This is a genomic window from Pseudacidovorax sp. DMC4 (genome assembly GCF_056314265.1).
Genome location: NZ_JBQUYR010000012.1, coordinates 36,819 through 56,847 on the forward strand (window position 1 = coordinate 36,819; position 20,029 = coordinate 56,847).

Consider the following 20,029-nt stretch of genomic DNA (forward strand, 5'->3'; position numbering starts at 1 on the left):
TCCCTACGGCCGGGCGGGCGCTTTCGTTCACGTCACAGAAAAAGGATCCTCCATGAAGCTCGTCCGCTACGGCAACCCCGGCAAGGAAAAGCCCGGACTCATCGATGCGGAAGGCCGTCTGCGCGACCTGAGCGCCGTCGTTCCCGACCTCGGAGCGGCCCAGCTCGATGACAAGGTCCTGGCCAAGCTGCGCCGCCTCAAGCCCGACACCCTGCCGCTGGTGCGCGGCAAGCCGCGTCTGGGTTGCCCCGTGGCCCAGGTGGGCAAGCTGGTCGCCATCGGCCTGAACTATGCCGACCATGCAGCCGAGGCCGGCATGCCGGTGCCCAAGGAACCGATCATCTTCCTCAAGGCCACCACCTGCATCCAGGGCCCCAACGATCCGGTGATGCTGCCCAAGGGCTCGGTCAAGACCGACTGGGAGGTGGAACTGGGCGTGGTCATCGGCCGCCAGGCCCGCTACGTCTCGCAGAAGGAGGCGCTGGACCATGTGGCCGGCTACTGCGTGGTCAATGACGTCAGCGAACGCGAGTACCAGATCGAGCGCGGGGGCACCTGGGACAAGGGCAAGGGCTGCGACACCTTCGGCCCCATCGGTCCCTGGCTGGTCACGCGCGACGAGGTGCCCAACCCGCAGCGCCTGTCGCTGTGGCTGGACGTGAACGGCGAGCGCATGCAGACCGGCAGCACCCGCACCATGGTCTTCGGCGTGGCCAAGATCATCAGCTACGTCAGCCAGTTCATGACGCTGATGCCCGGCGACGTGATCGCCACCGGCACGCCGCCCGGCGTCGGCATGGGCATGAAGCCGCCGCGCTTCCTGCGGGCCGGCGACACCATGACGCTGGGCATCGAGGGCCTGGGCGAGCAGGTCCAGCCCGTGGTCGCGTTCAAGCACTGACACATGGCACCGGGGCGGGAGCGCCCCTTACACTGCGCCGCGAGGGCCGCCCCGGCTGGGGCGGAAACGAGAAGAGAGCAGTGCACGAGGGCCGCGATCCGCCGGGAGCCCCATGGGGCGAGGCTGGCCGCGGGTGCAAGGAGCAGGGTTTGAACACCATCGTTCGCGTTGCGTGCATGGCCGCGTTTGCCGGGGCGTTGTGCCTCGCCACGGGCTGTGCATCGGTCACCCATGGGGCTCAACAGTCGGTGCGCATCGACACGCACACCGCAGCGGGCGAAGCGGTCAAGGACGCCGACTGCCGTCTGTCCAATGACAAGAGCGAGACGTCGGTGCGTTCCGGCCAGACCGTCGAGGTGCGCCGGTCGGCGGGCAATCTCACCATCCAGTGCCAGCACGACGGCCAGCCCCCTGCTTCGGGGCAGGTCATTTCGCGCGTCAATGCGGGCATGGTGGGCAACGTGATGATCGGTGGCCTGATTGGCGTGGCGATCGATTCGAGCACGGGCGCCGGCTTCAACTATCCGAGCTGGGTGCGGCTGGTGTTCGGCGAGGTGCGCAGCTTCGACCGCGGCAACCAGACGGCAGACCAGCCCGAACTTGGACTGAAGATCGGCGAAACCCAGTTGGCCAAAGCTTCTTCGGCGACCGACGCGCCAGCCGCCCCCGCGCCCGCCGTGATCGTGGCATTGCCGCCAACGCCGGCACCACGGCCCTCGCGCACCGAGCGGCTGCCCGCCGCGCCGCTCGCCCCGGCGAACGGCGGCGGTGCCCCCTTTGCCGGTACCCGGCTCGACGAACTCAAGCAACTGTTGCCCCCCGGCCGATGAAACCCTGTCTCCATCCTCTGCTGCGTCGTGGGCTTGCGGGGCTTTGCCTGCTGGGGGCGGTGGCCGCCCATGCGCAGCCGGCCGTGCCTGCCGACCCCGCGATTTCCCTCGAAGCCCTGTTCGCCCAGCGCTCGCCCCAGGTCTGGGTGCTGCAGACCGGCGACGCGCAGGGCCAGCTGTTGGCCCAGGGCCATGCGATCGCCATCGGCCCGGATGCGGCCGTGACACCTTGCGCATTGCTGGCCAAGGCGCGCACGGTGAACCTGCAGCGTGGCAATGTCCGGTATGGCGCGACCCTCGCGTACCCTGACGTGGAGCGCGGCCTGTGCCAGTTGCGCGTGCCGCAGTTGCCGTCGCCGGTCCTGCCCATCCGCGCCGTCGAGACGATGGGTGTAGGCGCGCCGCTGTATGTGATCGGTGCGCCGCGCGGCCGGGAGCTGACGCTGGGCGTCGGCATGCTGGCGGGTATCCGCCGCAGCGCGGGCGGTGAGGTGGAGGCGCTGCAACTGGGCGCGGCGCTGGAGCCCGCGCTGGTGGGCGCCGGCCTCTTCGACGCGCAGGGCCGGCTGGCGGGCGTGGTGGGTGCCGCCAGCGCGGATGCGGCGACGCCGCCGCTGGCCATCCCTGCGGCCTGGATTCCCGAACTGCCCGCCCGCGGCCAGGCCACGCTGGCGAACGCCGGGCCCCGCATGGGCACGCCCACGCTCATCGAGTACCAGTTGCTCGACCGGCTCACCGGTCTGCGGCGACCCGCCGTCTACCGGCTCGACCCGGATGCTGGCGCCGGCCTGAGCTTCAACAACGGAGGCTGGGTCGAGAAGCCGGACGGCGGTGGCGTCGAGGTGCGCAGTGCCGTGGCCGGCGAGTTCGACCTCGTGATGCCGCCGGGCGGCTGGGTGCGGCCCGACTACGCGCAGCAATCCGCCTGGCGGGTGCGCTACAGCTCGACCCTCACCGCCATCCGCATCAACATGGACCTGAACGCCACGGTGCTGGGCGACTCGCGGCAGACCGTCGCCGGCCGAGAGATGAATGTGGTGCGCATCCAGTACAGGGGATTCACGGAGCGCTACCCTGCTGGGGGCGCAGTGCCTGGCAACTACTTCGGTCCCTATCGAGCGGAAGTCTGGTATGCCCCGGATCTGCAACGGGTGGTGCGCTTCGATGCGCAGACCCATGGTGGCATCGGGGGCAACACCTTCCAGATCGACGAGTTGCTCGAACTGCGAAGCATCCGCTGAGCAACCCCGCCAGCCATCGCGTCTCCCCCTTGACGCGTGGGTGACAGGACATAAAAATGCACGACCGTTCGTTTTATTCGCCGGCCGTCCCATGTCCTCCATCGTCCCTGCCAAGTCTTCGCGTACTGCGCCCAAGGGCCAGCAGACCAAGGCCGTCATCGTCGACGCCGCCCTGAACCTGGCCGCCCAGGTCGGTCTTGAAGGCCTGTCGATCGGCGCGGTGGCCGAGCTCACCCAGATGAGCAAGTCGGGCGTGTTCGCCCATTTCGGCTCGCGCGAGGAACTGCAGATCTCGGTGGTCCGCGAATACCACCACCGCTTCGAGCAGGAAGTGTTCTATCCGGCGCTCACCCAGCCACGCGGCCTGCCGCGGCTGCGGGCCATGTTCGCCAACTGGATGAAGCGCACCACGACCGAGATCGACTCGGGCTGCATCTACATCAGCGGCGCTTCCGAATTCGACGACCGCCCGGGCCCGGTGCGTGATGCGCTGGTCGAGTCGGTCAGCATCTGGCAGGCCGCCGTGCTGCGCGCCGTGCGCCAGTCGCAGGAAGAGGGCCATCTGCAGACCGAGGCAGACGCCCGGCAGATCGCCTTCGAGATCCACGGCCTGATCCTGGCACTGCACTACGAGGCGCGCTTCCTGCGCGTCGACGGTTCGGTGGACCGGGCCAACACCGGCTTCGACAACATCCTCGCGCGCAGCGCCACGCCCGATGCGCCGCCGGCCGCCCCAGCCGCCCCAGCCGCACCCGCGCGCAAGCTGCGCACCGTCCGCTGACCGGCACCCTTTCTTCCTCTCTTTCCTTCCTTCCTCTTTAACCTTCTTCCCGAGCAGGAGACGCCCGCATGCCCACCTACACCCCTCCGCTGCGCGACATGCAATTCGTGCTGCATGAAGTGTTCAATGTCGCCGACGAATTCAAGGCCATGCCGGCCCATGCCGAGACCGACGCGGACACCATCAATGCCGTGCTGGAAGAAGCGGGCAAGTTCGCGGCCGAGGTGGCCTTTCCGCTGAACATCGGCGGCGACACCGAGGGCTGCACGCTGGACGTGAAGACCCATGCGGTGACCACGCCCAAGGGCTTCAAGGAGGCCTATGCGCAGTACGTCGAGGGCGGCTGGCCGGCGCTGTCGTGCGACCCGCAGTTCGGCGGCCAGGGCCTGCCGCACACGGTCAACCAGTGCGTGTACGAAATGCTCAACAGCGCCAACCAGGCCTGGACCATGTACCCCGGCCTGTCGCACGGCGCATATGAAGCGCTGGTGGCCCATGGCACCGACGAGCAGAAGAAGACCTATCTGCCCAAGCTGGTGAGCGGCGAGTGGACCGGCACCATGTGCCTGACCGAGCCGCACTGCGGCACCGACCTGGGCCTGCTGCGCACCAAGGCCGAGCCGCAGGCCGACGGCAGCTACCGGCTCACCGGCAACAAGATCTTCATCTCGGCCGGCGAACACGACATGGCCGAGAACATCGTCCACCTCGTGCTGGCCCGCCTGCCGGACGCGCCCAAGGGCAGCAAGGGCATCAGCCTGTTCGTGGTGCCCAAGTTCAAGGTCAATGCCGATGGCAGCCTGGGTGAGCGAAACCCGATCTTCTGCACCGGCCTGGAGCACAAGATGGGCATCCACGGCAACGCCACGGCGCAGATCGCGCTGGACGGCGCCGTCGGCAGCCTGGTCGGTGAGCCCAACAAGGGCCTGGCCGCCATGTTCGTGATGATGAATGCCGCCCGCCTGGGCGTGGGCAACCAGTCGCTGGGCCTGACCGAAGTGGCCTTCCAGAACGCGCTGGCCTATGCCAAGGACCGCATCCAGATGCGCTCGCTGTCGGGCGTGAAGGCCAAGGACAAGGACGCCGACCCCATCATCGTGCACCCCGACGTGCGCAAGATGCTGCTGACGGCCAAGGCCTATGCCGAAGGCGGCCGCGCGCTGCAGATCTTCTGCACGCTGCTGCTGGACAAGGCCCACCACCATCCCGACGAGAAGGTGCGCAAGAACAGCGACGAGCTGGTCGCGCTGCTCACGCCCATCGTCAAGGCCTTCATTACCGACAACGGCCACATCAGCACCAACGCCTGCATGCAGGTCTTCGGCGGCCATGGCTTCATCAAGGAATGGGGCATGGAGCAGTTCGTGCGGGACAACCGCATCAACATGATCTACGAAGGCACGAACACCGTGCAGTCGCTGGACCTGCTGGGCCGCAAGGTGCTGGGCAACAACGGCGCCACGCTCAAGAAGTTCGGCAAGCTGATCGGCCAGCTGGTGGAAGAGGAGGGCGTCAACGAAAAGATGGCCGAGTTCATCAACCCGCTGGCCTACCTGGGCGACCAGATGACCAAGTTCACCACCGAGATCGGCTTCAAGGGCTTCCAGAACCCCGACGAGGTCGGCGCCGCCGCGGTCGATTACCTGCGTGTGGCCGGCCACCTGGTGTTTGCCTACATGTTCGCCCGCATGGCCCAGGTGGCGCTGCGCAAGATCGCCGAGGGCAGCACTGACCCCTTCTACACCGCCAAGCTGCAGACCGCGCGCTTCTACTTCGCCAAGCTCTTCCCCGAGACCGCGACGCTGATGCGCACCGCCCGTTCGGGCAGCAAGGCGCTGATGGACACCGACGCCGCGCTGGCCTGATCGCCCCCTGCCTTCCCTTCCTTCACGACCGGAGACTTCCATGCTTCTTCGTGCATCCATCGCCCTGCCGCTGGTGCTGGCCTCGTCGGCCGCGCTGGCGCAGATGAGCCCGGTGGGCCTGTGGCGCAACGTCGACGACAAGACGGGCGAGACCAAGGCCGAGATCCGCATCACCGACAGCGGCGGCCAGCTGTCGGGCCGCATCGAGAAGGTGCTGAAGAAAGACGGCTCCTCCACCTGCGACCAGTGCACCGACGATCGCAAGGGCCAGCCCATTGTGGGCCTGGAGATCGTGCGCGGCGGCAAGAAGGCCGACGGCAAGGAAGTGTGGGAGGGCGGCAAGATCCTCGATCCCGAGAACGGCAAGGAATACCGCGCCAGCTACACGCCGGTCGATGGCGGCAAGAAGCTGGAAGTGCGTGGCTACCTGGGGCCGTTCTGGCGGACGCAGACGTGGCAGCGCGCGAATCCCTGACCTGCCCCCGGCCTCGCCACACTGCGTGTGGCTTGGACACCCCCTCGCGGGGAGATCGCCCGCGGCGCGGCAGAGCCGCCTCTGCGGCGATTCCCGTCCGAACACTTTTCCACCCCTAGGGTGCAGAGACATGTCCCGATTCCAAGTCAAGAAAGTCGCCGTTCTGGGCGCAGGCGTGATGGGCGCGCAGATCGCCGCGCATCTCGTCAACGTGCGCGTGCCGGTCATCCTGTTCGACCTGCCCGCCAAAGAGGGGACCAAGAGCGGCATCGTGCTCAAGGCCATCGACAACCTTAAGAAGCTCAAGCCTGCCCCCCTGGGCGTGGCCGAGGACGCGGCGCTGATTCAGGCGGCGAACTACGAGGAGCACCTCGGCCTGCTGGGCGAATGCGACCTGGTGATCGAGGCCATCGCCGAGCGCATGGACTGGAAGCTCGATCTGTACAAGAAGATCGCGCCCCACGTCGCGCCGCATGCCATCCTGGCCTCCAACACCTCGGGCCTGTCGATCACCAAGCTGGCCGAAGCGGTGCCCGAGAGCATCCGCCCGCGCTTCTGCGGCATCCACTTCTTCAACCCGCCGCGCTACATGACGCTGGTGGAGCTGATCCCCACGCCCACCACCGATGCGCAGGTGCAGGACGACCTGGAGGCCTTCGCCGTCACCGCCCTCGGCAAGGGCGTGGTACGGGCCAAGGACACGCCCAACTTCATCGCCAACCGCATCGGCATCGCCGGCATGCTGGCCACGATGAAGGAGGTGGAGAAGTTCGGCCTGTCCTTCGACGTGGTCGATGACCTGACGGGCAAGCGCCTGGGCCGTGCCAGCTCGGGCACCTTCCGCACCGCCGACGTGGTGGGCCTGGACACCATGGCCCACGTCGTCAAGACGCTGCAGGACAACCTGAGCGAGGCCACCGATCCGTTCTACCCCAACTTCGCCACGCCGCCGGTGCTGGCCAAGCTGATCGAGCTGGGCCGCCTGGGCCAGAAGACCAAGGGCGGCTTCTACAAGAAGGCGGGCCGCGACATCCTGCGCTTCGACCTCGAATCGGGCGACTACGTGCCCGCCGGCCAGAAGGCCGACGAGGTCTACGGCCGCATGCTCAAGAAACCGGCCGGCCAGCGGCTCAAGCTGCTGCGCGAGAGCGAAGGACCGCAGGGCCAGTTCCTGTGGGCCATCCTGCGCGACGGCTTCCACTACGCGGCGCTGCACCTGGGCGAGATCGCCGAGAGCGCCCGCGACGTGGACCTGGCCATGCGCTGGGGCTTCGGCATGAAGCAGGGCCCCTTCGAGCTGTGGCAGGAGGCCGGCTGGTCGCAGGTCGCGCAGTGGATCCAGGAGGACATCGACGCCGGCAAGGCGCTGGCCAAGGCGCCGCTGCCCAAGTGGGTCTTTGAAGGTCCGGTGGCCGAGGCCGGCGGCGTGCACACGCCCGAAGGCTCCTGGAGCGCCGCCGAGCAGCGCTTCGTGCCTGAGCGCCGCATGCCGGTGCATGCACGCCAGCTCTTCCCCGAGAGCGTTCTCGGCAGCGGCGCCAAGGCCGCCGAAGAGTCCGGCACCACGATCAGCGACGACGGCGACGTGCGCGTCTGGACGCTGGACCGCGCGGGCTATGAGGGCGTGCTGATCGCCAGCATCCATTCCAAGATGAATGCCATCAGCCCCGACGTGGCCGAGGCGCTGGCCGAGGCCGTGGCGCTGGCCGAGCGCGAGTACCAGGGCCTGGTGATCTGGTCGCCTTCGGACAAGTTCTCCGTCGGCGCCGACCTGCAGGCCATGCTGCCCGCCTTCGTGGTGGCCGGCGTGGGTGCCATCGAAGGCGCCGAGCAGGCGCTGCAGGACGTGATGCTGCGCATCCGCTATGCCAACGTGCCGGTGGTTTCCGCGGTGCGCGGCATGGCCCTGGGCGGCGGCTGCGAGCTGGCGGTGCACAGCGCCCGCCGCGTGGTTGCGATGGAAAGCTACATCGGCCTGGTGGAAGTGGGCGTGGGCCTGGTGCCCGGCGCCGGCGGCCTGACCTACATCGCCCGCCGCGCGGCCGAGAACGCCGCCGCCTCCACGGGCACCGACCTGTTGCCCTTCCTCACCGAAGGCTTCACCGCCGCGGCCATGGCCAAGGTGGGCACCAGCGCGCTGGAATCGAAGATGCTGGGCTACCTGGTCGAGGGCGACGTGATCGTCCCGCACAAGGACGAGCTGCTGCACGTGGCCATCGGCCAGGTCAAGGCCATGAGCGACGCCGGCTGGCGCCCGCCGCTGAAGAAGCCCTTCCGCGTGGCCGGCCGCAGCGGCGCCGCCACCATCAAGGGCCAGCTGGTCAACATGCGCGACGGGGGCTTCATCAGCCAGCACGACTTCCACATCGCCAGCCTGATCGCCCACGTGGTGACCGGCGGCGACGTGGACCCCGGCACCCTGGTGACGGAGGAGTACCTGATGCGCCTGGAGCGCGAAGCCTTCTGCGCGCTGGTGCAGCATCCGAAGACACAGGAACGGATCATGGGGATGCTCTCGACGGGCAAGCCGGTCCGCAACTGACCCGCCTTGCTCCTTCCCCCCCCTGGGGGAAGGCAGGGATGGGGGCCAGTGCCGCAACACCGCTCATGCAGAACCAATCCACCTCCGCCGCTCGCACCCACGCGCGCGCCCTCCGCACCGCGATGACCGACTCCGAGCGTCGCCTGGGGTCGTGTCTGCGCGGCGAGCAGCTGGGTGTGAAGTTCCGGCGGCAGCATCCGCTGGGTCCGTACATCGCGGACTTCGCCTGCCTGGCGCCGAAGCTGATCGTGGAACTCGACGGTTCGCAGCATGCGCAGCAGCGCGCCTACGACGCGGCGCGCGAAGCTTTCTTCGAGGCGCAAGGATTCGCCGTCTTGCGCTTCGCATCCAACGAACCCTTCATCAATCCAGAGGGTGTTCTGCACGCCATTGCCCATCGACTGGCATCGTTGGCGGCGCAGGCGAGCCCCCATCCCAGCCTTCCCCCAGCGGGGGAAGGAGCCCAATACCCAGGAGCCCCGGCATGAGCAGCAAGCAAGTTCAAGACGCCTACATCGTCGCCGCCACGCGCACCCCCATCGGCAAGTCGCATCGCGGCTTCTTCCGCAACACCCGGCCCGACGACCTGCTGGCCACCACGCTGAAGGCGGCGCTGGCGCAGGTGCCGCGCCTCGATCCGCAGACCATCGAGGACATCGTCTGCGGCTGCGCCATTCCCGAGGCCCAGCAGGGCCTGAACGTGGCGCGCATCGGCGCCGTGCTGGCCGGCCTGCCCACCAGCGTGGGCGGCATCACCGTCAACCGCTTCTGCGCCTCCGGGCTGTCGGCCGTGCAGATGGCCGCCGACCGGATCCGCGTGGGCGAGGCCGAGGTCATGATCGCCGCCGGCGTCGAAAGCATGAGCATGGTGCCGATGATGGGCAACGCGCCCTCGCTGTCGCCCTCGATCTTCGAGCGCGACGGCGACGTGGGCATCGCCTACGGCATGGGTCTGACGGCCGAGAAGGTGGCGCAGCAGTGGAAGGTGAGTCGCGAGGCGCAGGACGCCTTCGCGCTCGAATCGCACCGACGCGCCGTCGCCGCGCAGCAGGCCGGCGAGTTCGCCGACGAGATCACCCCCATCGAGGTGACCGACCGCGGCTTCGACGCCGCCAGCGGCGAGACCACCGCGAAAACGCGCACCGTCAGCCTGGACGAGGGCCCGCGCCCGGACACCAGCCTCGAAGGCCTGGCCAAGCTGCGCACCGTGTTCGCGGCCCGGGGCTCGGTCACGGCCGGCAACAGCTCGCAGACCTCGGATGGTGCCGGCGCGCTGATCCTGGCCAGCGAGGCCGCCTGCCAGAAGTACGACCTGCAGCCGCTGGCGCGCTTCGTCAGCTTCGCCAGCAAGGGCGTGCCGCCGGCCATCATGGGCATCGGCCCCATCGAGGCCATCCCGGCCGCGCTGCGCTATGCGGGCCTGAAGCAGGACGACATCGACTGGATCGAGCTGAACGAGGCCTTCGCGGCCCAGTCGCTCGCCGTGATCAACACGCTGGGCCTGGACGTCGCCAAGGTCAACCCGATGGGCGGTGCCATCGCCCTGGGCCACCCGCTGGGCGCCACGGGCGCCATCCGCGCGGCCACCGTCGTGCATGCGCTGCGCCGCAAGCAGCTCAAGTACGGCATGGTGACCATGTGCGTGGGCATGGGGCAGGGCGCCGCGGGCATCTTCGAGCGCGTCTGAGTCGGCACCCTGGTCGGCCGGCGCCCAGGCCGGCCGCCCCGGGTTGCGGGTTCCTACGGAGGCCAGCGCGTCCCGTACACGACTCGCGCGCCCAGTCGCTTTATGCACACTGCCGCCATGAACGACCACCCGCTCGATCGTGCCCTCGCGCTGTCGCACAGCGACATCCAGTCCGGGCTCTTCACCGGGGCTACGAGCCCCGACTACTGGAACATGGTAGGGCCCTTCGGCGGCACGACCGCGGCATTGCTGCTGCAGGCCGTGATGCAGCATCCGGAGCGGCTCGGCGAGCCCATCGCCCTCACCGTCAACTACGCAGCAGCCGTGACCGAAGGTCCGCTGCAGGTGCAGGCGCTGCCGGTGCGCACCAACCGCTCCACGCAGCACTGGACGCTCACGCTCAGCCAGGCGGACGACGACGGCAAGCCCCAGCTCAACACCACGGCCACCGTCGTCACCGCAGCACGTCGGCAGACCTGGGGCACCACCGACGTCGCCATGCCGCAGGTACCCGAGCCTGCCCAGGTCGCCGGCATGGGCACCGGCCCCAAGGGCGTGGCCTGGGTCGGCCAGTACGACATGCGGCCCATCAGCGGCGGCATTCCGCGCGAGTGGAACGATGCCGGCGACCACAGCGAAACGCTGATCTGGGTGCGCGACGCCCAGCCGCGCACGCTGGACTTCCCGGCGCTGGCGGCGATGAGCGATGTCTTCTACCCGCGCGTGTGGCTCCGTCGCGCCCGGCCGGTGCCGGCGGGAACCGTGTCCATCACCACCTACTTCCACACCAGCGCGGCCGAGCTGGCGGCCGTGGGCGAAGGCTTCCTGCTGGGTCGCGCGACCGGCCAGCAGTTCCGCAACGGCTTCTTCGACCAGACGGCACAGCTGTGGAGCGAGGCCGGGCTGCTGCTGGCCACCAGCCACCAGATCGTCTACTTCAAGGAATGACGCGTGTCGTTCCGAGCCCGCGCGTTCCTTTTCATCGCCAGGAGCCACCATGCCCCAGCCCGCAGCCCTGATCGTCGGCGCCGGTGACGCCACCGGCGGCGCCATCGCCCGCGCCTTCGCGCGCGAAGGCTATGCCGCATGCGTCACCCGCCGCAGCGCCGACAAGCTGGCACCGCTTGTGGCGCAGATCCAGGCCGACGGCGGCTCGGCCCATGCCTTCGGCAGCGATGCCCGCAAGGAGGAGGAGGTCGTCGCGCTGGTCGAGCAGATCGAATCGACCATCGGGCCCATCGAGGTGATGGTGTTCAACATCGGCGCCAACGTGCCCGAGAGCATCCTCACCGAGACCGCGCGCAAGTACTTCAAGGTCTGGGAGATGGCCTGCTTCTCGGGCTTCCTCAACGCCCGCGAGGTCGCGAAGCGCATGGTGGCCCGGCCGCTGCCGGCGGGCGGCCAGCGCGGGACGATTCTGTTCACCGGCGCCACGGCTTCGCTGCGCGGCGGCGCCAACTTCGCCGCCTTCTCGGGCGCCAAGATGGCATTGCGTGCGCTGGCGCAGAGCATGGCGCGCGAGCTGGGGCCGCAGGGCGTCCATGTGGCGCACACCATCATCGATGGCGCCATCGACACGGAATTCATCCGCAGCAATTTCCCCGAGCGCTATGCGCGCAAGGCCGACGACGGCATTCTGAACCCCGATCACATCGCCCAGGCCTACGTCATGCTGCACCGCCAGCCGCGCGACGCCTGGACCCACGAGCTGGACCTGCGGCCGTGGATCGAGAATTTCTGAGCACGGCCTGTGCGTCAGGCGGGCCCGCCCGGCATCATTGCGGCACCCCTACGACAAATACAGGAGACACCCCATGACCGCTCCCGCCCGCGTCGAATGCTTCTTCGACTTCGGCAGCCCCGCCGCCTACCTGGCCTGGATGCAGCTGCCCCATGTGTGTGCCGACACCGGCGCCGAGCTGGTGTGGCGACCCATGCTGCTGGGCGGCGTCTTCCAGGCCACGGGCAACCGCTCGCCGGCCGAGGTCGAGGCCAAGGGCCGCTACATGCGTGATGACCTGCAGCGTTTCGCTCGCCGCGCCGGCGTGCCCTTTGAGCACAATCCGCACTTCCCCATCAACACGCTGACGCTGATGCGCGGCGCCATGGCGATGCAGCTGCATCGGCCCGAACGCTTCCAGGGCTACGCGCAGGCCGTGTTCGACGCCATGTGGGCGCAGCCGCGCAACCTGGGCGATACGGGCGAGCTGGCCGCCGTGCTCACGGCCGCCGGCTTCAATGCCGCTGAATGCCTGGCGCTGGCCGGCCAGCAGGACGTCAAGGACCAGCTCAAGGCCACCACGCAGGAGGCCGTGGAGCGCGGCGTGTTCGGCGCGCCGACGATGTTCGTCGGCGACCAGATGTTCTGGGGCCAGGACCGGCTGGACTTCGTGCGCGACGCCCTCGTGCCCCGTTGATTTTTCTCTTCACCTCACCAACACCATGAGCGACATCCTCGTCCACACCGAAGCGGGTGTGACCACCCTGACCTTCAACCGCGTCGACAAGAAGAACTCCATCACCAGCAGCATGTACGCCGCGCTGGCCGACGCGCTCGACGCCGCGCGCGACGACGCGGCCGTACGCTGCGTGCTGATCCAGGGCGATGCCACCATCTTTTCGGCGGGCAACGACATCGGCGACTTCCTGAACAAGCCGCCGTCGGGCCAGGAGTCGCCGGTGTTCCGCTTCCTGCGCGGTATCGCGGCCTTTCCCAAACCCGTAGTCGCGGCCGTCTGCGGCCCGGCGGTGGGCATCGGCACCACGCTGCTCTTCCACTGCGACCTGGTCTATGCCGGCGACAACGCCGCCTTCTCGATGCCCTTCGTCAACCTGGGCCTATGCCCCGAGGCGGCGTCGAGTCTGCTGGTGCCGCAGATGTTCGGCTACCACCGCGCGGCCGAGGCGCTGCTGCTGGGCGAGCCCTTCATGGCCGAGGCCGCACTCGAAGTCGGGCTGGTCAACCGCGTGCTGCCGCCCACCGAGTGCAATGCCTACGCGCAGCAGCAGGCCCGCAAATTGGCCGCCAAGCCGCTGTCGGCGCTGATCGAGACCAAGCGGCTGCTCAAGAAGACGCAGTCGGCCGCCGTGGTCGAGCGCATGGGCGAGGAGGGCGCGAGCTTCGGCCGCATGCTGCGCGAGCCCGCGGCCCGCGAGGCCTTCACGGCCTTCATGGAAAAGCGTCGGCCGGACTTCAGCAAGGTCTGAGGCCGCAGGGCCCGGCCGGCGGCGCAGCGTGCCCGGAGCCCGCGCACCATCTGGCAAGCGGGCCGGGATCGACGGCCCTCAGCCCTTCGGCGCCACCACCGGCCGTGGCCGGCCGTTCTCGTCGATGGCCACGTAGGTGAGGGACGCCTCGGTCACCTTCACGTACTCGCCCTGCTGGCGGATGCGCTCGGCGAAGACCTCGACCTTCACCGTGACCGAGGTGCGGCCCACGCGCGTGACGGCGGCATAGAAGGACAGCAGGTCGCCCACGCGCACGGGCTGCTTGAAGATGAATTCGTTGACCGCCACCGTGGCCATGCGGCCCTGCGCATAACGGGCCGGGATCACCGAGCCGGCCAGGTCGACCTGGGCCATGACCCAGCCGCCGAAGATGTCGCCGTTGCCATTGGTGTCGGCCGGCATCGGGATCACCTTGAGCACCAGCTCCATATCGGCGGGCAGGCTTTTGAGGACGGCGGGGGCGGCGGTCGGGGCGGTCATTGGACAATCCGGGAAAACAACGCCGCGGATTGTCCCGCATGCGACATGGCCGATCGCCTGTCGCGACACAAGCCCCCATGAGACCTGTCCACTCCTTGCCGCCCGCTGCCGAGCCGGGCGCGCCTGCGCCCGCGCGCAGCGATGCCGCCACGCTGCGGCGCCTGTTCCCCTACCTGTGGGCCTACAAGTGGCGGGTGCTGGCGGCCCTGCTGTTCATGGTGGGCGCCAAGCTGGCCAACGTGAGCGTGCCGGTGCTGCTCAAGCACCTCGTCGATGCGATGACGCTGCAGCCGGGCGACCCGCGCGCGCTGCTGGTGGTGCCGGCTGCGCTGCTGGTGGGCTACGGGCTGCTGCGCTTTTCCACCTCGCTCTTCACCGAGCTGCGCGAGCTGGTCTTCGCCCGCGCCACCGAGGGCGCGGCGCGGCGCATCTCGCTGGAGGTGTTCCGCCACCTGCACGGGCTGTCGCTGCGCTTCCATCTGGAGCGGCAGACGGGCGGCATGACGCGCGACATCGAGCGCGGCAGCCAGGCGGTGCATTCGCTCATCTCCTATTCGCTCTACAGCATCGTGCCCACGCTGATCGAGCTGGTGCTGGTGCTCGGCATCCTGGGCGTGCGCTTCGACTGGTGGTTCGTCGCCATCACGGGCTCCGCGCTGGTGGTGTACATCGGCTTCACCGTGTGGGTGACCGAATGGCGCACACAGTTCCGGCGCAGCATGAACGAGCTGGGCGCCAAGGCGCAGAGCCGAGCCGTGGATTCGCTGCTGAACTACGAGACGGTCAAGTACTTCAACAACGAGGGTTTCGAGGCCCGCCGCTACGACGAGCAGCTGGAGCGCTACCGCCGCGCCGCCGTGCGCAGCCAGACCACGCTGTCGCTGCTCAACACCGGCCAGCAGATGCTGATCGCGCTCAGCCTGGTGGCCATGCTGTGGCGTGCCACGCAGGGCGTGGTGGACGGGCGCATGACGCTGGGCGATCTGGTCATGGTCAATGCCTTCATGATCCAGCTGTACATCCCGCTCAACTTCCTGGGCGTGCTCTACCGCGAGATCAAGCAGAGCCTGGTGGACCTGGAGAAGATGTTCGCGCTGCTGGAGCGCGAGCGCGAGGTGGCCGATGCGCCGGGCGCGCGGCCGCTTCGCCATCCGGAAGGCGACGTGCAGTTCGACGACGTGCATTTCGCCTACGAGGCGGCACGACCCATCCTGCGCGGCCTGAGCTTCACCATCCCGGCCGGCAAGACGGTCGCGGTGGTCGGCCCTTCGGGTGCGGGCAAGTCCACGCTGGCGCGGCTGCTGTACCGCTTCTACGATGTCGATCCGGCCTCGGCCGGCACTGGCGGCGGCGCCATCCGCATCGGCGGGCAGGACATCCGCGAAGTGACCCAGCACAGCCTGCGCGCGGCCATCGGCATCGTTCCGCAGGACACGGTCCTCTTCAACGACACCATCGGCTACAACATCGCCTACGGCCGGCCCGATGCCAGCCAGGCCGAGGTGGAGGCGGCGGCGCGCGCGGCCCGCATCCATGCCTTCATCGCCGCCACGCCCAAGGGCTACGACACCACGGTGGGCGAGCGCGGCCTCAAGCTCTCCGGCGGCGAGAAGCAGCGCGTGGCCATCGCCCGCACACTGCTCAAGAACCCGCCCATCCTGATCTTCGACGAGGCCACGTCGGCGCTCGACTCCGCCAACGAGCGCGCCATCCAGGCCGAGCTGGCCAGCGCTGCGCGCGGCAAGACCACGCTGGTGATCGCGCACCGCCTGTCGACGGTGGTCGACGCGCACGAGATCCTGGTGCTCGACGCCGGCCACGTGGTCGAGCGCGGCACCCATGCCGAGCTGCTGGCGCGCGGCGGCGTGTACGCGCGCATGTGGTCGCTGCAGCAGAACGAGCGCCCGGCCGAGGCCTCGCCTGTTCCGTTGATCGCCTCGCCCGACGGCGCCGCGCAGCCCGCCTGACCCGTTTCTTGCTTCCCTTCGCTTCCATGTCCGCCAAGATCCCTCTTCTCGTCCTCAACCAGCAGACGCCCGCGCATGTGCAGCAGATCGGCGCCGTCTACGACCTCGTCTACGCACCGACGCCGGCAGAGCGTGCCGCCGCCATCGCCAGCCGGGGCCGCGACTTCCGCGCCGTGCTCACCATCGGCACCGTGGGCCTGACGCCCGAAGAGATCGCGGCCATGCCGGCGCTGGAGCTGGTGTGCTGCATGGGCGTGGGCTATGAGGGCCTGCCGATGGATGCGCTGCGGGCGCGCGGCATCGTCACGGCCAACGGCGCCGGCACCAACGACAGCACGGTGGCCGACCATGCCTTCGGCCTGATCCTGGCCATCGTGCGCCGCATTCCCGAGCGCGACCGGCTGTGCCGCGAGGGCGTGTGGCGCGACGTGCTCACCATGCCGCCGCAGCTCGAAGGCCGGCGCCTGGGCATCTTCGGCATGGGCGCCATCGGTGCCAAGCTGGCGCGCCGCGCCGCCGGCTTCGACATGCCGGTGGGCTACCACAACCGCCGGCCGGTCGAAGGCTCGCCGCACCGCTACTTCGACGACCTGGCCGAGCTCGCGCGCTGGTGCGACGTGCTGGTGTGCGCGGCGCCCGGCGGTGCGGCCACGCGGCACAAGGTGAATGCGCAGGTGCTGCAGGCGCTGGGTCCGCACGGCTACCTGGTCAATGTGGGCCGCGGAAGCCTGGTCGATACCGAGGCGCTGGCCGAAGCCTTGCGCAGTGACACCATCGCCGGTGCCGCGCTCGACGTGTACGAGAGCGAGCCCAGGCGGCCGGAGCCGCTCATCGGCCTCGCCAACATCGTGCTCTCGCCCCATATGGCCGGCTGGTCGCCCGAGGCCGTGCAATGCAGCGTGGACCGCTTCATGGCCAATGCTGAAGGCCATTTCGCCGGCCGTGGCGTGGTGTCGCCGATCTGAGTGCCTGCATCGCCGAGCACCGCACCCCGCACCCGATTCCCTCGCCGCACTGTCCCATGAACGTCTTCATCGCCGGCTTCCAGCACGAGACCAACACCTTCGCGCCCACCCTGGCCGACTGGGCCGCCTTCGAGGCGGGCTCGGGCTTTCCGGCCTACCGGCGGGGGCCGGTGGTCATCGAGGCCTATCGCGGCAAGGCCATTCCCATCGGCGGCTTCATCGAGGCGGCCGAAGCCCAGGGCTGGACGCTCACCGCCTCGGGCTGGGCCGGCGCCAATCCCTCGGCCCATGTCACGCGCGAGGCCTTCGAGCGCATCGCCGGCGACATCGATGCCGACCTGCGCGCCGCGCTGGCCGGTCCGGGCGTCGATGCGGTCTACCTCGACCTGCACGGCGCCGCCGTCACCCAGCATCTGGACGACCCCGAGGGCGAATTGCTGGCGCGTATCCGTGCCGTGGTGGGCCCGCAGGTGCCCATCGTCGCCAGCCTGGATCTGCATGCCAACGTGACCCAGGCCATGCTCACGGTGGCCGATGCGCTGGTGGCCTACCGCACCTATCCGCATGTGGACATGAAGGACACCGGCGCGCTGGCGGCCATGCTGCTGGCACGTCGCCTGGCCCGCGGCAGCCGCGAGCCGCTGGCCGTGCGCCGGCTCGACTTCCTGCTGCCGCTCAATGCGCAGAGCACCATGACCGCCCCGGCCGACGCCGTCTACGACGAACTGCTGCGCCTGGATGCCACACAGGGCACGGTCCTCAGCTTCGCCATGGGCTTTCCGGCGGCGGACATCGCCGAATGCGGCCCGGTGATCTGGGCCCATGGCGAGCAGGCCCAGGTGGCCGTCGACGCGCTCTTCGCGCGCGTGGACCAGCCGCGCAGCCAATGGCGGCTGGACCTGAAGACGCCCGAAGCCGCGGTGACCGAGGCACTGGCGCTGGCCGCGGACGTCTCGGAACCGGTGGTCATCGCCGATACGCAGGACAACCCTGGCGCCGGGGGCGACAGCAACACCACCGGCATGCTCCATGCGCTGCTGGCCGCGGGCGCAGGCCGGCGCTTTCCGGGGCAGGTGGCGCTGGGCCTGCTGGCCGACCCGGAGGCGGCCGCTGCGGCCCATGCGGCGGGGGAGGGCGCGCAGATCGAGGTGCAGCTCGGCCGGCGCGTGCCCACCTGGGGCGGCCAGTTCAGCGATGAGCCGGTGCGCGCGCGGGCCACGGTGCGTGCGCTGCGGGATGGCCATGTGGTGCTCAAGGGGCCGATGGGCATGGGCGGTGAGGTCCGCCTCGGCCCCAGCGCCTGCCTGGAGGTGGACGGCGTGCTGGTCGGTGTCTGCACGCTCAAGACGCAGATGCTGGACCGCGAGCTCTACCGCTTCCTCGGCATCGCGCCCGAGGCCATGAAGCTGCTGGTCAACAAGAGCTCGGTGCACTTCCGCGCCGACTTCGCGCCCATCGCCAGCCACATCCTGGTGGCCAAGGCGCCGGGCCCCATGGCTGCCGACCCGGCCGACCTGCCGTGGACGAAGCTGCCGGCAGGCATGTCGCCGCGGCCCTGACGCCGCCGCTTCATCGCACGGTCCCCGGGCGTTGCAGGCGCCTCAGCGCGATTCGCGCGGCGTCAGCACAGGCGGCCGCAGCGCCGACCACGGGCAGGCCTGGTCGTAGGCATGGCCCAGCTGCAGGACTGCGAGGTCGGCGTTGACCGGCCCGGCCAGCTGCAGTCCCATCGGCAGGCCTTGCGGCCCGAAGCCCGCGCGCACATTGAGCGTGGGCAGCCCGGCCAGCGTGAAGGGCGTGACGATCTCCATCCAGTGGTGGTAGGTCTGGCTCTTCACGCCGGCCACTTCGCCCGGCCAGTGCAGGTCGGCATCGAAGGGAAAGACCTGCGCCGTCGGCGCCACCACGGCATCGAAGCGCTCGAAGAGCCGCACGAAGGCGCGGTAGACATTCGAGCGCCAGATCGAGGCCTGGTAGAGCGAGGCGGCGTCGAGGTGGCGGGCCTGTTCGATCTCCCACAGCGCCTCCGGCTTGATGCGCGCATGGTTGCGCGGGTCGGCCGCCAGCGCGCCCAGCTTGCCGCCCACCAGCAGCTGGCGCAGGCGCAACCAGGCCTGCCAGTTCTGCTCGCGGGGCACATCGAGCTGGCAGGCCTCGACCTCGCAGCCCAGCGTGCGGAACACGGGCAGCGCCTGCTCGCAGGTGGCCATCACGGCCGGGTCCACCGGCAGCTCGGGCCAGAGGCTGCCCAGCCAGCCGATGCGCCGGCCCTTCACCTCGGTGCGCAGGTCGAGCGCATCGGCATCCGGCAGCGCCTGCGGCAGCGAGAGCGGCACGCGCGCATCGACGCCCGCCTGCACGCACAGCAGGCGGGCGGCATCCTCCACCGTTCGCGCCATGGGGCCTTCGGTGCCCAGCTGCTGGAAGAACAGGTCCTCGTCCGGCGAGCCCGGCACGCGTCCGCGCGACGGCCGGAAGCCGATGACGTTGTTGAAGGCCGCGGGGTTGCGCAGCGAGCCCATCATGTCGCTGCCGTCGGCCACCGGCAGCATGCCCAGTGCCAGCGCCACCGCCGCACCGCCGCTGCTGCCACCGGCGGACTTGCCGTCGTCCCAGGCATTGCGGGTGGTGCCGAAGACGGTGTTGTAGGTGTGCGAGCCCAGGCCGAACTCGGGCGTGTTGCTCTTGCCGATGACGATGGCGCCTGCGGCCCGGGCACGGGCCACGTGCAGGCTGTCCTGCCTCGCCGGGCTCTTCGGTGCCAGCGGCGAGCCCATGGAGGTGGGCAGGCCCGCGGCGTGGCTCAGGTCCTTCACGGCCAGTGGAAAGCCGTGCATCCAGCCCAGGCGCTCGCCGCGCGCGAGCTGGGCATCGCGGGCATCGGCCTCGGCCAGCACGGCGTCGGCATCGCGCAGCGAGACCAGGGCGTTGAAGCGCGCGTTGAGCGCGTCGATGCGCGCCAGCGTGGCCTGCATCAACTCGCGGCACGAGAGGCTGCGGTCGGCGATGCGGCGCGACAGGGTGGTGGCATCGAGGTCGAGGAGGTCGGAGGCGGTCATGGGCAGGT

General features: G+C 69.5%; 18 protein-coding genes. 16 read left to right on the forward strand and 2 right to left on the reverse strand.

The annotated features are described in order from the left end of the window. The first annotated feature begins 52 nt into the window (after positions 1 to 52). The 13 genes from ACT54X_RS20910 (at position 53) to ACT54X_RS20970 (ending at position 13,529) form a co-directional block, all read left to right on the forward strand. On the forward strand, positions 53 to 901 hold the full coding sequence (locus tag ACT54X_RS20910; RefSeq protein ID WP_476348355.1) for a fumarylacetoacetate hydrolase family protein: 849 nt from the start codon (positions 53 to 55) through the stop codon (positions 899 to 901). A 149-nt stretch (positions 902 to 1,050) separates the two neighbouring features. Continuing rightward, the gene (locus ACT54X_RS20915; protein ID WP_476348357.1) at positions 1,051 to 1,731 is read left to right on the forward strand and encodes a hypothetical protein; all 681 of its coding nucleotides are present in this window, start codon (positions 1,051 to 1,053) and stop codon (positions 1,729 to 1,731) included. Then, on the forward strand, positions 1,728 to 2,972 hold the full coding sequence (locus ACT54X_RS20920; protein ID WP_476348359.1) for a S1 family peptidase: 1,245 nt from the start codon (positions 1,728 to 1,730) through the stop codon (positions 2,970 to 2,972). Before ACT54X_RS20915 ends, ACT54X_RS20920 begins: the two co-directional genes overlap by 4 nt. Positions 2,973 to 3,063: 91 nt before the next feature. Then, on the forward strand, positions 3,064 to 3,753 hold the full coding sequence (locus tag ACT54X_RS20925; protein WP_476348361.1) for a TetR/AcrR family transcriptional regulator: 690 nt from the start codon (positions 3,064 to 3,066) through the stop codon (positions 3,751 to 3,753). A 68-nt stretch (positions 3,754 to 3,821) separates the two neighbouring features. Then, entirely contained in the window at positions 3,822 to 5,618 is a 1,797-nt protein-coding gene (locus ACT54X_RS20930; protein ID WP_476348363.1) for an acyl-CoA dehydrogenase C-terminal domain-containing protein, read from the forward strand. Positions 5,619 to 5,658: 40 nt separating this feature from the next. Continuing rightward, entirely contained in the window at positions 5,659 to 6,093 is a 435-nt protein-coding gene (locus ACT54X_RS20935) for a DUF2147 domain-containing protein (RefSeq protein ID WP_476348365.1), read from the forward strand. Positions 6,094 to 6,223: 130 nt separating this feature from the next. Continuing rightward, complete coding sequence (locus tag ACT54X_RS20940) at positions 6,224 to 8,635, forward strand: 3-hydroxyacyl-CoA dehydrogenase NAD-binding domain-containing protein (protein WP_476348367.1); 2,412 nt, start codon at positions 6,224 to 6,226, stop codon at positions 8,633 to 8,635. Positions 8,636 to 8,700: 65 nt separating this feature from the next. Continuing rightward, positions 8,701 to 9,123, forward strand: a complete 423-nt coding sequence (locus ACT54X_RS20945; RefSeq protein ID WP_476348369.1) for an endonuclease domain-containing protein — start codon at positions 8,701 to 8,703, stop codon at positions 9,121 to 9,123. Then, positions 9,120 to 10,322, forward strand: a complete 1,203-nt coding sequence (locus ACT54X_RS20950) for an acetyl-CoA C-acyltransferase (RefSeq protein WP_294373623.1) — start codon at positions 9,120 to 9,122, stop codon at positions 10,320 to 10,322. Before ACT54X_RS20945 ends, ACT54X_RS20950 begins: the two co-directional genes overlap by 4 nt. A 117-nt stretch (positions 10,323 to 10,439) precedes the next feature. Further along, positions 10,440 to 11,270, forward strand: a complete 831-nt coding sequence (locus ACT54X_RS20955; RefSeq protein ID WP_294373621.1) for an acyl-CoA thioesterase — start codon at positions 10,440 to 10,442, stop codon at positions 11,268 to 11,270. A 49-nt stretch (positions 11,271 to 11,319) separates the two neighbouring features. After that, on the forward strand, positions 11,320 to 12,063 hold the full coding sequence (locus tag ACT54X_RS20960) for an SDR family oxidoreductase (protein WP_476348372.1): 744 nt from the start codon (positions 11,320 to 11,322) through the stop codon (positions 12,061 to 12,063). 73 nt (positions 12,064 to 12,136) lie between these two features. After that, entirely contained in the window at positions 12,137 to 12,739 is a 603-nt protein-coding gene (locus tag ACT54X_RS20965) for a 2-hydroxychromene-2-carboxylate isomerase (RefSeq protein WP_294373617.1), read from the forward strand. A 25-nt stretch (positions 12,740 to 12,764) separates the two neighbouring features. Further along, complete coding sequence (locus ACT54X_RS20970; RefSeq protein WP_476348374.1) at positions 12,765 to 13,529, forward strand: enoyl-CoA hydratase; 765 nt, start codon at positions 12,765 to 12,767, stop codon at positions 13,527 to 13,529. Between the two features lie 78 nt (positions 13,530 to 13,607). Here the strand turns inward: ACT54X_RS20970 and ACT54X_RS20975 are convergent, their stop codons facing one another. Next, positions 13,608 to 14,030 (reverse strand): acyl-CoA thioesterase, encoded by a 423-nt coding sequence (locus ACT54X_RS20975; RefSeq protein ID WP_476348376.1) that lies wholly within the window; start codon positions 14,028 to 14,030, stop codon positions 13,608 to 13,610. Positions 14,031 to 14,107: 77 nt separating this feature from the next. Here ACT54X_RS20975 and ACT54X_RS20980 point away from each other — a divergent pair, with 77 nt between their 5' ends. From ACT54X_RS20980 to ACT54X_RS20990, 3 genes are read left to right on the forward strand one after another with little or no spacing between them, the layout of a single operon-like run. Then, positions 14,108 to 15,997 (forward strand): ABCB family ABC transporter ATP-binding protein/permease, encoded by a 1,890-nt coding sequence (locus ACT54X_RS20980; RefSeq protein WP_476348378.1) that lies wholly within the window; start codon positions 14,108 to 14,110, stop codon positions 15,995 to 15,997. Between the two features lie 26 nt (positions 15,998 to 16,023). After that, on the forward strand, positions 16,024 to 16,962 hold the full coding sequence (locus ACT54X_RS20985; protein WP_476348380.1) for a 2-hydroxyacid dehydrogenase: 939 nt from the start codon (positions 16,024 to 16,026) through the stop codon (positions 16,960 to 16,962). 56 nt (positions 16,963 to 17,018) lie between these two features. Further along, a complete protein-coding gene (locus ACT54X_RS20990; RefSeq protein ID WP_294373601.1) occupies positions 17,019 to 18,521 on the forward strand; it encodes a M81 family metallopeptidase in 1,503 nt (500 codons plus the stop codon). A gap of 42 nt (positions 18,522 to 18,563) precedes the next feature. Here ACT54X_RS20990 and ACT54X_RS20995 read toward each other — a convergent pair whose 3' ends face one another. Continuing rightward, complete coding sequence (locus ACT54X_RS20995; RefSeq protein ID WP_294373599.1) at positions 18,564 to 20,021, reverse strand: amidase; 1,458 nt, start codon at positions 20,019 to 20,021, stop codon at positions 18,564 to 18,566. Positions 20,022 to 20,029 lie beyond the last annotated feature (8 nt).

What these genes read in the sequence shown, in the direction of transcription:
- ACT54X_RS20925 (WP_476348361.1), top strand. Translation starts at nt 3,064, where the DNA reads ATGTCCTCCATCGTCCCTGCCAAGTCTTCGCGTACTGCGCCCAAGGGC.
- ACT54X_RS20980 (WP_476348378.1), top strand. Translation starts at nt 14,108, where the DNA reads ATGAGACCTGTCCACTCCTTGCCGCCCGCTGCCGAGCCGGGCGCGCCT.
- ACT54X_RS20910 (WP_476348355.1), top strand. Translation starts at nt 53, where the DNA reads ATGAAGCTCGTCCGCTACGGCAACCCCGGCAAGGAAAAGCCCGGACTC.
- ACT54X_RS20950 (WP_294373623.1), top strand. Translation starts at nt 9,120, where the DNA reads ATGAGCAGCAAGCAAGTTCAAGACGCCTACATCGTCGCCGCCACGCGC.
- ACT54X_RS20935 (WP_476348365.1), top strand. Translation starts at nt 5,659, where the DNA reads ATGCTTCTTCGTGCATCCATCGCCCTGCCGCTGGTGCTGGCCTCGTCG.
- ACT54X_RS20985 (WP_476348380.1), top strand. Translation starts at nt 16,024, where the DNA reads ATGTCCGCCAAGATCCCTCTTCTCGTCCTCAACCAGCAGACGCCCGCG.
- ACT54X_RS20955 (WP_294373621.1), top strand. Translation starts at nt 10,440, where the DNA reads ATGAACGACCACCCGCTCGATCGTGCCCTCGCGCTGTCGCACAGCGAC.
- ACT54X_RS20990 (WP_294373601.1), top strand. Translation starts at nt 17,019, where the DNA reads ATGAACGTCTTCATCGCCGGCTTCCAGCACGAGACCAACACCTTCGCG.
- ACT54X_RS20975 (WP_476348376.1), bottom strand. Translation starts at nt 14,030, where the DNA reads ATGACCGCCCCGACCGCCGCCCCCGCCGTCCTCAAAAGCCTGCCCGCC.
- ACT54X_RS20945 (WP_476348369.1), top strand. Translation starts at nt 8,701, where the DNA reads ATGCAGAACCAATCCACCTCCGCCGCTCGCACCCACGCGCGCGCCCTC.
- ACT54X_RS20970 (WP_476348374.1), top strand. Translation starts at nt 12,765, where the DNA reads ATGAGCGACATCCTCGTCCACACCGAAGCGGGTGTGACCACCCTGACC.
- ACT54X_RS20965 (WP_294373617.1), top strand. Translation starts at nt 12,137, where the DNA reads ATGACCGCTCCCGCCCGCGTCGAATGCTTCTTCGACTTCGGCAGCCCC.
- ACT54X_RS20940 (WP_476348367.1), top strand. Translation starts at nt 6,224, where the DNA reads ATGTCCCGATTCCAAGTCAAGAAAGTCGCCGTTCTGGGCGCAGGCGTG.
- ACT54X_RS20995 (WP_294373599.1), bottom strand. Translation starts at nt 20,021, where the DNA reads ATGACCGCCTCCGACCTCCTCGACCTCGATGCCACCACCCTGTCGCGC.
- ACT54X_RS20930 (WP_476348363.1), top strand. Translation starts at nt 3,822, where the DNA reads ATGCCCACCTACACCCCTCCGCTGCGCGACATGCAATTCGTGCTGCAT.
- ACT54X_RS20920 (WP_476348359.1), top strand. Translation starts at nt 1,728, where the DNA reads ATGAAACCCTGTCTCCATCCTCTGCTGCGTCGTGGGCTTGCGGGGCTT.
- ACT54X_RS20960 (WP_476348372.1), top strand. Translation starts at nt 11,320, where the DNA reads ATGCCCCAGCCCGCAGCCCTGATCGTCGGCGCCGGTGACGCCACCGGC.